This is a genomic window from Clostridium sp. chh4-2 (assembly GCF_002899675.1).
In the GTDB taxonomy this organism is placed as follows: domain Bacteria; phylum Bacillota; class Clostridia; order Lachnospirales; family Lachnospiraceae; genus CHH4-2.
Map to the genome: position 1 here is coordinate 69,688 of NZ_PKUU01000013.1, position 12,078 is coordinate 81,765.

Here is a 12,078-nt window from a genome sequence, read left to right on the forward strand (position 1 = left end):
AAATGAAAAAATTATGGAAGAGAACCTTAGCAGTCACTGGCTGCGTAGCCATGATGGCATCTATGGCGGCATGCGGTGCGAAGCCTGGGACACAGACAGAATCAGCACCGACGGAAGCGGCAGCACAGGCAGAAACAACATCACAAACAGAAACATCTGCACAGGCAGAAAAGGAAGGAGATGCGATGACAATGAATTATGGGAACATGAAGGATGTCAGCATAAAAATGGAGCCAATCGAACTCACGGATGAATGGGATAAGGTTTTTCCGCTCAGTGATGAAGTAAACCACAGAAAGGTAACATTTGTTAATCATTTCGGTATTACTCTGGCTGCGGATCTTTACGAACCGAAAGAATATACGGGAAAGCTTCCGGCCATTGCGGTCTGTGGCCCTTTTGGCGCAGTGAAGGAGCAGAGTTCCGGGCTTTATGCACAGGAACTGGCAAAAAGAGGATTTCTGGCTATCTCATTTGACCCTTCTTTTACAGGAGAGAGTGCTGGATATCCAAGGGATTTCAATTCTCCGGATATTAATATTGAAGATTACCAGGCGGCTGTTGACTTTCTTTCCACACAGGAAAATGTTGATTCTGAAAAAATTGGAATTGTCGGTATCTGCGGCTGGGGCGGCATGGCAGTGCAGACTGCAGCACTTGATACAAGAATAAAAGCAACGGCAGCAATGACGATGTATGATATGAGCAGAAATACGGCGCTGGGATATTTTGATTCTGTGGATGAAGAAGGAAGATACGAGGACCGTGCAGCATACAATCATCAAAGAACAGAGGACTATAAAAACGGTTTTTATACAATGGGAGGAGGACTTCCCGAAGAGGCTCCGGAAGAAGCGCCTCAATATGTGAAAGATTATGTTGCATATTACAAGACCGAGCGCGGTTATCATCCCCGTTCCGTCAATGCAAATAATGGCTGGGCGGCAACTGCCAGCGGTTCTCTGATGAATATGCGGCTGTTTGAATATGCTCCGGAAATCCGCAGCGCTGTTCTGCTTGTACACGGGGAAGAAGCACATTCTCTCATGTATAGCCAGGAAGCATATAAGCTGTTACAGGGAGATAATAAAGAGTTGATGATTATCCCCGGCGCTTCTCATACCGATTTATACGATCAGATGGACATCATCCCATTTGATAAATTGGAAACATTCTTTCATGACGCATTTGCACAGTAGTTACGGATTATACTGGAAGCGGTTAATTCAAAAGCAGTAATGCCAGATTCCAGGCAGAACGGTGTGAGTGAAGAGCAGGAGAAGACCACGAAAGTTTTAGCAATTAATAGCAGTGCAAGAAAATCACAAAAGCCTTCCTTTTCGTGTGGGCACTAATTCAATATGATAGAACAAGAGCCGGTGAAATTGAATTAACCGGCTCTTTGTTGTTTGTGTCATCAGATTAGCAGTATACAGTTGATTCCTGAAACATTATAGAAAGTACAGCATTTAAGAACCTAAAGTCCCAATTCCATCCTCCCCATGCCAATCTCCCTATGTATCCTCCCGGCCATAATCCCGGCAATTCCCGCCGAAATCACATCAGCCGCCACCTGAGCATATAAAATCCCATTCATCCCCCAAATCACCGGAAGAATCAAAATCACGGGCACAAAGCAAATCCCTTGTCTGCAGGCTCCCAATATAAAGCCTTCTTTCGCCTTCCCAAGTGCGAGAAACAGCGATGAATAAACCGTATAATATCCAAAAAGCAGAAAGGAGATCCCGTTTGCTCTCAGCGCTTTTTCCCCAATCCGGATCATTTCAGCGTCGCCTTTTGTAAATTGGGAGATAATTTCCCTCGAACCAACGGCTGCCGCCAGCCCAAAGACAATACAGAAAGCTGTGGACCAAAGGACGGAGATTTTAATTGCTTCGTGCAGCCTCTCATATTTCTTCGCCCCATAATTATACCCGGCAATCGGCTGAAAACCTTTGATAAAACCGAAAACCATCAGACTTCCCATCGAAATAATTCTTGTAACAGCCCCCATTCCTGCGATCACCGAATCCCCATATTCCTTTGCGCGCATGTTGATGAGCGTAATGGAAAGGCTTGTCAGCAGCTGAAATACCAAAGTGGGAATCCCGATTTTAAATATTTCAGCCATGATTTCATTTGAAAAACAGCACTCCTTAAAACTGAAATGGAAAACACTTTTGCCGCTGAACACATAGTGCAGATAGACCAAGGTGGAAACCGCTTGTGAGATGGCTGTGGCAATTGCCGCTCCGGCCACGCCTAAATTTAAAGTATAAATGAAAACAGGATCTAAAACCATATTCAGCACCGCGCCTACCAGCAAGGCGCACATCGTAGTTTTAGCCGCTCCTTCGCTTGTCACAAGATTGTTCATGGTCACATTGAACACATTAAAAATCGATGAAATTATGTAAATGCTGGCATAAGTAACCGCATAAGGCAATATGCTTTCCGTCGCTCCCAAAACCTTCAGAATCGGATTCAGAAAAATAATGATGCCGATGATAACCGCCGCTCCTACAAAAATGCTGCTGTACAGAGCCGTATTGGCAGCTTTATTGGCCATATCTTTATCCCCATGTCCCAATAATCTGGAAATATAAGATGCAGCTCCATTTCCGAACAGCAGTCCCAGCCCCACGACAATCTGACCCAACGGAAATGCAACTGAGATGGCGCCCATCTGGCTGGTTCCCAATCCTCCTACGAAGTAAGCATCCACTAAGTTATACAGCGCATTGATCATCATACCGATCATCGTAGGGAGTCCCAACGCTAAAAGCGCTTTGGAGATCGGCGCATTTCCTAATAATTCCATTTTCTTATTGTTTCCATTCATGATAAACTCTCCTTTTCTTGACATGAAGTGTAAAGTATAGTACTATAAAATATAGTATTTCGACTGAGAAACATATACTACTATAATTTATAGTACTTGTCAAGAAAAAAGGAGGTTATTATGGCGACAATCGATTTAATCGTGCTGGGAATCCTGAAAAAAGAAGCGTTAAGCGCCTATGATATTCAAAAATTAGTGGAGTACCGCAATATTTCTAAATGGGTAAAGATCAGCACTCCGTCAATCTATAAAAAGGTGATCCAGCTGGAAGAGAAGGGCTTCATTAAAAGCAGCATTGTAAAAGAGGGAAAGATGGCTGAAAAAGCTGTTTATTCGTTAACCGATGCGGGTGAACATGAATTTGAGAAAATTATGATGGACATCTCTTTAAAGCCCATCCACATTTTCCTGGATTTCAATGCGGTCATTGTAAATCTGATGAGCCTTACGCCGGAAAAGCAGAAATTGTGTTTGGATAATATCGAAGAAAATGTAAAAACATTGAAACAATATTTGGAAGAAAATATCAGCTTGAAAGAAAATAGTCCCGAAATCCCTGAAACAGGTTTCGCCGTTTTACAGCAGCAGTTTATCCTGGTTCAGGCGATTGAGACGTGGATGGAATCTGTGAAAAATAGCTTTGGAGATCAGACGACCCAAAGCAAATTAAATCATTAATTTTCAAAAATCTATCATATTCAAGGTTTTGAACAACAGCGTGGGTTCAAAAACTGAAAATGATAGATTTTTTATATCATAAGAACAAAAAGGATATGTGAAAAATGACAAAAAATATGGCTAAAATCAAGCAAAAGAAATGCAACTTTATGTTGACAAATAAAAATGAATGTGTTAATTTATAGAAAAGAGCTAGTAAAATAGTTTAGTAAAACAGTTAACTATATAAAATAGATAAAATGGAGAAGAAATGACTATAAAAGAAATCGCAGAGCTGGCCAATGTATCGGTGGCCACAGTATCCCGTATCATAAACAATAAAGATGATAATATCAGCGAGGCAACCCGTCAGAGGGTGCTTAGCATCATAAAAGAATATAATTACGTTCCATATGCGAAGATTCGTTCGACAGGGAGCAGTATTCCGTATTTGATTGGAATCCTGGTCGATAAAGGACAGAACCATGAAAATCTGATGTCCTGTCTGATTACGGAAATCCGCAATTGGGGATACAGTTCCGTAGTCTGTTTAGCATCGTCATCGGAAGAAGAATTAGAGAATTTAAGAAGATTATGCTCTTATCAGGTAAAAGGGATCTTGTGGGACCGTTCGGTGAATGCTGCAAGCGAGTCCTGGGCCTATCTGGCGGAGTCGGGTATCCCTTATCATATGATTGACTGCAGCCACAGGACGGCGATCGATGTTACAGGTTTTGATTTTTCGGCATTTTCATTTCAGATGACGGAATTATTGATTGAAAAGAAGCATAACAGCATTATTTGCCTGAGCGATGACAACAGCGAGAAAAACCAGCAGTTTTTCCAGGGATTTGGAAAAAGCTTGTTTGAACATCATATTCCGTTCGAGGAAGAGATGACGCAAGTCTACGATGGAGATTTAAATAAACTTAGGCAGCTTTTATACCGGTATACGGCTGTGGTTTGTTCCAGTACAAGTCTGGCGGAAAAGGTTAGCGAATGTGCCGCCAAGATGAATATAAGAATTCCTGATGACTTGTCCGTGGCTGCCTTAGAGGAAGGAAAGCAGGAAAAACCCATTTCCCAGATCTCCACACTGATGCTGCCGTATGAGTATTTGGGAAAGAAAGCGGCAGGCCAGATTGTCAAAAAGATAGAGGGAAAGAGTGAGGACGGCATAGAGGAAGAGCCGGCCTGCATCTGGAATCATATGAACAGCATTACATCTCCTGTCAGAAGCCGCAATATTGTGGTAGTTGGCACGATCAACATGGATACGATTCTGCGCTATCAGAATTTCCCGGAGACAGGTGAGACGGTTACCGCTAAGTCCAGGGCATTGTTCCCGGGAGGAAAAGGCATGAACCAGGCGATCGGAGCATCCCGTCTTGGAGCGGATGTCTATCTGATCGGCAAATTAGGGAAGGATTACGATGGAAGCGTGCTTTTTGAATATATGAAAAGCAACCGTGTGAAGATAAACGGTATTTCCACAACGCCCAATGCGGATACAGGACATGCTTATGTTTACGTACAGGAAGACGGGGAAAGCAGCATCGGCGTTTATGAAGGGGCGAACTGCTATCTGACGGAAGAGGATATTCAAAGAAATGAAGATTTGTTTTCCAATGCTTCCTTCTGTCTGATCCAAACAGAGCTTCCGATCTCGGTCGCAGAGTATGCGGCTGTGACCGCCAAAAAACATGGGGTAAAAGTTCTTCTAAAACCATGTGCTGTGGACCGTCTGAGCGATACGCTTTTAAAAAATGTGGACGTTTTGATGCCGAATAAAAAGGAGATCCGCAGACTGCTTCCCGAGTTGGAAACATACGAGCAGCAGGCTCAGTATTTTATTGATAAAGGTGTGGAAACGGTAATTATCACCTTGGGACACAGAGGATGTTATTTAAGATCCCGGGATCATTCCGAATATTTTAATGCTCTGGAAGTGGATGCGGTTGATACGACAGGAGCGGCGGACGCATTTGCCGCAACATTGGCTGTTTACCTTACCAGAGAATATAAAATAGAAACTGCTGTGCGCTACGCTACCGTTGCGGCCGGTTTATCCACTACCCGCCATGGGGTGACGCCTGCCCTGGTAGAGCAGAGCACGTTGGACATGTATTTCGCGGAATGCGAACAGAGAAAGGATGGAAGAACCTGGCATGATGGAAATTAAAAAGGCAGTTATGAACGTGGAGGAAGAAAATCTAAAATTGGTTAAAATGCTGAAGTGGCCGGAAGGAAAAGTGGATGTAATTCTGGATACGGATACTTACAATGAAGTGGATGACCAGTTTGCGCTTGCTTACATGCTCCGTTCCGAAGAAAAGCTGAATGTCAAGGCAGTCTATGCCGCGCCATTTTTCAACCAGAAGTCAAATGGTCCGGAAGACGGAATGTTAAAGAGTTATGATGAGATCGGAAAGATGCTGAAACTGTTGGACCGGGAGGACATGATGGATAAAGTTTACCTGGGCTCCAGACAGTTCCTGCCAAGTGAAACCAAACCGGTTCAATCCGACGCGGCAAATGATCTGGCACGGCGGGCCATGGATTATACTCAGGAAAATCCGCTCTACGTTCTGGCTATCGGCGCGATTACCAATATATCCTCCGCGTTGCTGATAAATCCTGAAATCAAAGACCGGATGGTAGTTGTGTGGCTTGGCGGCAATGGCTTTGAGTGGCCTGACAATTATGAATTTAATGCGCGTCAGGATGTAGCTGCTGTCAGAGTATTGCTGGGATGCGGCGTTCCTGTAGTTCTTTTGCCTTGCAGAGGCGTGGTATCCGCATTTTCAGTCAGCGGGCCGGAACTGGAATACTGGCTGAGAGGAAAGAATGAACTGTGTGATTATCTGGTGGAGACCACCTTGGAATATGCCAAGGAAAAAGGGTATCCCGACGTATGGACAAAACCTATTTGGGATGTTACCACAGTAGGCTGGCTGTTAAACCGAGATTATTTTATGGATCGTCTCGTTCCAAGTCCCATCGCAGAATATGATCACAAATGGGCGTTTGACCAGTCCCGCCATATGATCAGATATGTCTATTATATTAACAGGGATTTGCTGTTTCAGGACTTGTTCCGGAAACTTGTAAAATAATAAAGGAGGAGAATTCTTATGAGAAAAAGAAATTTTTGTGTAGCGATGACAGCGGCTTTGCTGGCAGGGGTTATGTTAAGCGGGTGCGGCGGTAATTCCGGCGGAACAGCCACTTCTGCACAAAGCGGGGGAACAGAGGCAAAGAGTGAAGCCAAAACAGAAGCGGCAGCAGAGGATGGGCAGAACATTGTATACATAACAAACAAGGATTTTGTCTCCACCTTAGAGCCGATCGTAGCGAAATACAAAGAAGAAACAGGGGTTAACGTGACTCTGGAAGGATATTCTTTCAGTGATCTGACTGATGTAATCGAAGTAAAAATAGGATCGGGCAATAAAGATTATGATGTAATTGCAGTTGATGCGCCGCTGGCGACTTCTTATGCCAAGCGGGGACTGGTGGCTCCTATTGAAGAGTATTACAGCGATGATGAAAAGAAAGAACTTACGGATGTATCGGTATCTGCCGGATCTTATGAAGATCAGTTTTATTGTCCGCCTATGAATACCTCTTCTCAGGTATTGTTTTATAACAAAAAGCTGTTGGAGGACGCAGGGGTTTCTCTTCCGGAAGGCATTACCGTAGATAACCGGATCACTTGGGAAGCTCTGACTGATCTGGTGCGTCAGGCGATCGGAGTGCTGGATCCTGAGCACAACAACGGAATCTACGGAATGGAGCTGCGCCAGGTGAGCCGTGTGTACCAGATGAATATGCTGCCCAATAGTTTAGGCGGCAAAAATATCGGAGATGACGGATACACGGTGGACGGAGTGATTAACTCAGAGGAATGGGTGAAAGCGATGACCTGGTATCAGAATCTGGTAAACGAAGGATTGTTTACAAGAGGTATTTCTGCAGATGAAACGAGAAACCTGTTCATATCGGATAAGATAATTTTCATGGTTGATACCACATCCCTCACTTCTGTCTGCGATAAAAACGGCATGGACCATTATGGATGGATTCCGGTTCCATGTTTTGAAGGATATGAGGACAAGACGGCAACACCTACCGGTTCCTGGCATTTTGGAATCAATGCTCATTCAGAGAAAAAAGATGAGGCGGCAGACTTTATCAAATGGATGAGTATCGGAGAAGGCGCGGATCTGTGGTATGAGAATTACCATCAGCTTCCGACAAAGGTAGAACTGCTGGAGCAAATCGAACAGGATGCAGAAGCGCCTGAATATTTGAAGATCAGCGCTTATGAATCAGCCAATACGGCGGTTCTGCGCGCTATGACACCTGGATTCAATGAATACAGCACAATTCTTAACGCTGCCTGGGAAGATGTCAGAAATGGATCTGACGTAAAAACCACGTTGGATGATGCAGTTTCCCAGATAAATACAGCATTTGAAGTTTATAAATAAAAGCATTGCACGATGAAGCCTGCGGAGTGCGGAGGCACGGATTATTCAGTTCGGGGAATGGAAAGAATATGATACGGGCCGCCGCACTGCTGGCTTAGGAAAGAAATGGGATGGGACTATGCGCACAAAATCAAAATTTATACCATATTTGCTGCTGATGCCGGCCTTTTTGCTGGTATGTATATTTAAGGTGTACCCGGTGCTGCTTTCTCTGGTGGAAGGTTTTACATTCAATGGGCATTTTTCGCTAAAAACGTACCAGTCGCTGTTTGCGGACAAATCGTTTTGGAATTCCCTGTGGGTGACGGTTAAGTTTAACATTGTAACCATCCCGCTGCAGATTTTTATTGCCTTTTGCCTGGCACTTTTAGTAAATGTCTCCGTAAAGGGAATCGGTATATTCAGAACGATTTATTATCTTCCGTTTGCCATTTCCACCACGGTGGCTGCGATGCTGTGGGGGCTGATGTTTAACTACAACAGCGGCGTTATCAACAGCTTTTTAAAGATGATCGGCGTAGGAATGCAGGGTTTTTTAATCAGCGAACATCAGGCTCTGTGGTGTATTGTAATCCTGGTATCATGGAGAGGCTGCGGTTATTGGATGATGTTTTTCCTGGCGGGACTTAAAAATATTGATCCTGCCCTTTATGAGGCGGCTAAAGTGGATGGAGCCAGTTGGTTTACCGTAATTACGAAAATTACCATCCCGCTGCTGAAACGAGTGATGCTTTTCGTGGCTGTGGCAAATACCACTTCCAATATGCTTCTCTTTGCTCCCATGCAGTTAATCACCAACGGAGGGCCTAAGAATTCAACAAATGTGCTGATGTATGAAGCGTATAAGTCGGCGTTTCGATATGCAAACCGTCCGAGAAGTTCGGCGATTGTGTCTATTCTGCTTGTTATGATTGTGCTTGTAGCCGTATTTCAGTTTCTGTTTTTGGGTGAAGAAAAGGAAAAACCGGAGAAAAGGAGGAGGGCGCGATGAAAAAGAGCAGCAGATTTTTAATTTATGCGTTACTGATTCTGGTCACATTTTTGACCCTGTTCCCGCTTCTGTATGCCCTGGCTTCTTCCCTGAGAAGCGATACGGAGCTTTATAAATATGCGATGCCGTTTTCTGTCAGGACTCTGCTTCCGGTGGAATTTACATTTGCATCCTATGTAAGGCTTTTTAAAGAATTCCATTTCCTGAAGGCGATTGTCAATACCGTAATCGTTGTAGCGGTTTTGGTTCCCTGCGGATGCCTAGTCAACAGCATTGCGGCATTTGCATTCAGCGTGTTTGATTTTAAGTTTAAAAATATTTTATTCGCGGTATTTATGGTGTCCTTTATGATCCCATTTGAAGCGATTGCGATGCCCCTTTACAATCTGATCGATGCGATCGGATGGGTGGACACAAGGGCGGCCATGATTGTTCCGGCCATCGCCAATGGTCTGATGCTGTTCTTATTCCGGCAGTTTTTCTCTGATATGCCGGCCAGCCTGATCGAAGCGGCCAGAGTGGATGGAGCTTCCTGGATGACGATTTACCGGAAAATCATGCTTCCGGCCTCCGTTCCGGTGTTTATCACCGCATCTCTGATGCAGTTTATGAATTCCTGGAACTCCTATCTGTGGCCTTTGCTGGTGGCTCGTTCAGAGGCGATCCGCACCATTCAGATCGCACTTGCATCTTTAAAAATGGAGCAGGAGACGCTGTGGTCCTGTCTTTATGCGGGAGCTTTAGTATCGGCATTGATCCCGATTATGATTTTTATTCCTTTCCAGAAATATTTCGTTGAGGGCGTTACCAGCAGTGGCGTGAAAGGATAAATGACTGAAAACCAAGGAGACTAGATATGAAAAAGATATTGGTAATCGGAAGTATCAATATGGACTTTATTATAAACGTTAAACACAATCCAAAGGTGGGAGAAACCATACTGGCGGATAATATGAAGCTGATGCCGGGCGGAAAAGGCGCCAATCAGGCATTTGCCGCCGGAAAGCTGGGCGGGAATGTGGCCATGCTGGGTGCGGTTGGAAAGGATTCTTATGGGGAACAGCTTTCCGCCAGCCTTCAAAAGGCCGGCGTCTGGACCGGAGATTTGAAGTGGAATGAAGACGGTTCCAGCGCCATTGCCCTGGTATATGTGAATGAATCCGGAGACAACAGCATCGTTGTGGTTCCCGGCGCCAACAGCACGGTGGATAAGGCGTATATTGATGAGAAAAAAGCTCTGATTGAAGCATGTGATATCGTGATCTTCCAGTTGGAGATTCCGGTGGAAACAGTGCTTTACGCCGCCCGCACAGCACATCAGCTGGGAAAAACCGTGATTTTAGACCCGGCTCCGGCCGTTCCGGATCTTCCGGAGGAACTGTTCCAATACGTTGACTACATTAAGCCCAATGAGACGGAACTTGGCATGCTGACAGGAAAAGCAATAGAAGATTGCAGGGAATCCATGGCTGAACTCAAACGGCGGGGCGTAAAAAATGTGATCGTCACGCTGGGAAAAGAAGGCTGCCGGTATGCAGATGAAAACGGAGAATTTGGCCTGATTCCCGGCGAAAAGGTGCAGGCCGTGGATACTACCGGAGCGGGCGACTGCTTTACGGCCGCATTTGCGGTGGGATTGGCAAGAGGCGATAAGATGAGAGATGCGCTGATATTCGCCACAAAAGCGGCGGCGATTTCCACCACGAGAGCCGGGGCGCAGCCTTCCTATCCGGGGGTGGAAGAGATTATTTAGAACATAGGTAAGAAGCGCGGGGAAACCTGGGCGGACAGCGGAAGAAAAAAGAAAGATGGGATTTGGCATTCGGCCCCCTTGGGAGCCTAATGCCAAGTCCCATCTTTCTGTGTGTGCATTTAACAGTCCGTTAAGTTCTGGTTTTCCAGTCTCATCTAATAGAAATCCTGTTTAATGGAACCGGAATCATGAATCAACCGTAATATAATTGCAGTTAGGCAGTACTTCGTTTTGTACAATTCTGATAAAATCTAAAATCAACTTTAATTTCACGCTGTCCCCATTATAGGCCGCCACACATTTTCTCGTCTGCGGCATATCTTCCAAAATACAAAAATCCAGAATTTCTGAAAAATCCCTCTTATTTTGATCGCACTGCAGTATTGAACCGGAGAGCAATTGAACCCCAAGACCTTTCAGGGCCAGTTCAAGTCCGGTATTTAAGTTATTAACAGAAATAGTCCGCGACGGATGAATTTCATTATTCAGGACAATTTTTTCATAGCTGTCATACAGCCCGTTATTAACCTGAGGGATGATAAAAGGAAGTCCGTCCAATTTGGTATGGGATATTTGGTAAGGGTTATCGGCTGAATACTGTTTCCGGTCAGCGGACGGAATCAGTCCGTATTTTCGATGGGCTGCCAGAAAAAGCTTTTCGTGCATGAGTTCCACCACTTCCAGGTCAGAAACAGAGGCCGGAAGGGCACCGAAAGCGAGATCCATGTGGTGAGTATGGAGGGCCTGACCTAAATATTGTTCCGTGGATTGAACAACCTGAACATTAACCTGGGGGTAGATTGAGCAAAAGGTAGGAAGTATCATGGGAAGCCAGTGATGCCCGCGCACTTGTCCGATTCCCACAATCAACGTTTGGGAGGGGTTGGCGATGAACTTAATATCATTGCGCAAAAGCTGCTCTGAGGCGTAGATTTTCTTCATTTCACCAATATAATAATTTCCGGCTTCGGTCAAACCAATCGGGGTTTTACTGCGGTCAAATAATTTGACCCCAAGTTCTGCCTCCAGGCGGTTTAAATACAACGTAAGGGTTGGCTGGGAGATAAACAAACGCTTTGCCGCCCGGGTAAGGTTTCGCTCTTCTGCGATGGCGAGAACATAGTTCAGTTTTTCATAAAGCATGAAACATCCTCCTGATCTGTTTTATACAATTCTCATGTTTTGATTATAAGGAGAATTTTTGTAAATGTAAAGAAAACTTCTGTGATCCCCCAGATATGGGCAGTGAACTGTAACGGCATTTCACATTATATTATGGGAAAGGGAATTAATAAAATTTATTGGTTTATAGAGAATCTTTATAGGATAAAAAGATCTGATA

At 44.6% G+C, this 12,078-nt stretch carries 10 protein-coding genes; 8 read left to right on the forward strand and 2 right to left on the reverse strand.

What is annotated here, in order from left to right; all coding sequences use genetic code 11:
- Positions 1–2 precede the first annotated feature (2 nt).
- Entirely contained in the window at positions 3–1,199 is a 1,197-nt protein-coding gene (locus tag C0033_RS14720) for an alpha/beta hydrolase (protein WP_180994747.1), read from the forward strand.
- A gap of 278 nt (positions 1,200–1,477) precedes the next feature.
- On the opposite strand, the gene C0033_RS14725 is transcribed toward C0033_RS14720, so the two are convergent.
- A complete protein-coding gene (locus C0033_RS14725) occupies positions 1,478–2,842 on the reverse strand; it encodes an MATE family efflux transporter (protein WP_103228638.1) in 1,365 nt (454 codons plus the stop codon).
- A gap of 120 nt (positions 2,843–2,962) precedes the next feature.
- Between C0033_RS14725 and C0033_RS14730 the strand changes: the two genes are divergently transcribed.
- From C0033_RS14730 to rbsK, 7 genes are all read left to right on the forward strand, one after another.
- Positions 2,963–3,520 carry a PadR family transcriptional regulator gene (locus C0033_RS14730; protein ID WP_103228639.1) on the forward strand — a complete coding sequence of 186 codons (558 nt, stop codon included), beginning with the start codon at positions 2,963–2,965 and terminating at the stop codon, positions 3,518–3,520.
- Between the two features lie 250 nt (positions 3,521–3,770).
- Complete coding sequence (locus tag C0033_RS14735; protein ID WP_103228640.1) at positions 3,771–5,681, forward strand: PfkB family carbohydrate kinase; 1,911 nt, start codon at positions 3,771–3,773, stop codon at positions 5,679–5,681.
- Positions 5,671–6,615: a nucleoside hydrolase gene (locus C0033_RS14740; RefSeq protein ID WP_242984509.1), complete on the forward strand. Its 945-nt coding sequence runs from the start codon at positions 5,671–5,673 to the stop codon at positions 6,613–6,615. Before C0033_RS14735 ends, C0033_RS14740 begins: the two co-directional genes overlap by 11 nt.
- Before the next feature lie 18 nt (positions 6,616–6,633).
- Positions 6,634–7,992, forward strand: a complete 1,359-nt coding sequence (locus C0033_RS14745; RefSeq protein ID WP_103228641.1) for an extracellular solute-binding protein — start codon at positions 6,634–6,636, stop codon at positions 7,990–7,992.
- A gap of 118 nt (positions 7,993–8,110) precedes the next feature.
- Entirely contained in the window at positions 8,111–8,983 is an 873-nt protein-coding gene (locus C0033_RS14750; protein ID WP_103228642.1) for a sugar ABC transporter permease, read from the forward strand.
- Positions 8,980–9,813, forward strand: a complete 834-nt coding sequence (locus C0033_RS14755; protein WP_103228643.1) for a carbohydrate ABC transporter permease — start codon at positions 8,980–8,982, stop codon at positions 9,811–9,813. Before C0033_RS14750 ends, C0033_RS14755 begins: the two co-directional genes overlap by 4 nt.
- A gap of 26 nt (positions 9,814–9,839) precedes the next feature.
- Positions 9,840–10,736, forward strand: coding sequence for a ribokinase (gene rbsK, locus C0033_RS14760; protein WP_103228644.1), 897 nt, complete (start codon positions 9,840–9,842; stop codon positions 10,734–10,736).
- A gap of 186 nt (positions 10,737–10,922) precedes the next feature.
- Here rbsK and C0033_RS14765 read toward each other — a convergent pair whose 3' ends face one another.
- A complete protein-coding gene (locus tag C0033_RS14765) occupies positions 10,923–11,879 on the reverse strand; it encodes a LysR family transcriptional regulator (protein WP_103228645.1) in 957 nt (318 codons plus the stop codon).
- Between the last annotated feature and the right edge of the window lie 199 nt (positions 11,880–12,078).

Coding starts and splice junctions, on each gene's coding strand:
- rbsK (WP_103228644.1), top strand. CDS start 9,840: ATGAAAAAGATATTGGTAATCGGAAGTATCAATATGGACTTTATTATA.
- C0033_RS14750 (WP_103228642.1), top strand. CDS start 8,111: ATGCGCACAAAATCAAAATTTATACCATATTTGCTGCTGATGCCGGCC.
- C0033_RS14730 (WP_103228639.1), top strand. CDS start 2,963: ATGGCGACAATCGATTTAATCGTGCTGGGAATCCTGAAAAAAGAAGCG.
- C0033_RS14755 (WP_103228643.1), top strand. CDS start 8,980: ATGAAAAAGAGCAGCAGATTTTTAATTTATGCGTTACTGATTCTGGTC.
- C0033_RS14725 (WP_103228638.1), bottom strand. CDS start 2,842: ATGAATGGAAACAATAAGAAAATGGAATTATTAGGAAATGCGCCGATC.
- C0033_RS14765 (WP_103228645.1), bottom strand. CDS start 11,879: ATGCTTTATGAAAAACTGAACTATGTTCTCGCCATCGCAGAAGAGCGA.
- C0033_RS14720 (WP_180994747.1), top strand. CDS start 3: ATGAAAAAATTATGGAAGAGAACCTTAGCAGTCACTGGCTGCGTAGCC.
- C0033_RS14745 (WP_103228641.1), top strand. CDS start 6,634: ATGAGAAAAAGAAATTTTTGTGTAGCGATGACAGCGGCTTTGCTGGCA.
- C0033_RS14740 (WP_242984509.1), top strand. CDS start 5,671: ATGGAAATTAAAAAGGCAGTTATGAACGTGGAGGAAGAAAATCTAAAA.
- C0033_RS14735 (WP_103228640.1), top strand. CDS start 3,771: ATGACTATAAAAGAAATCGCAGAGCTGGCCAATGTATCGGTGGCCACA.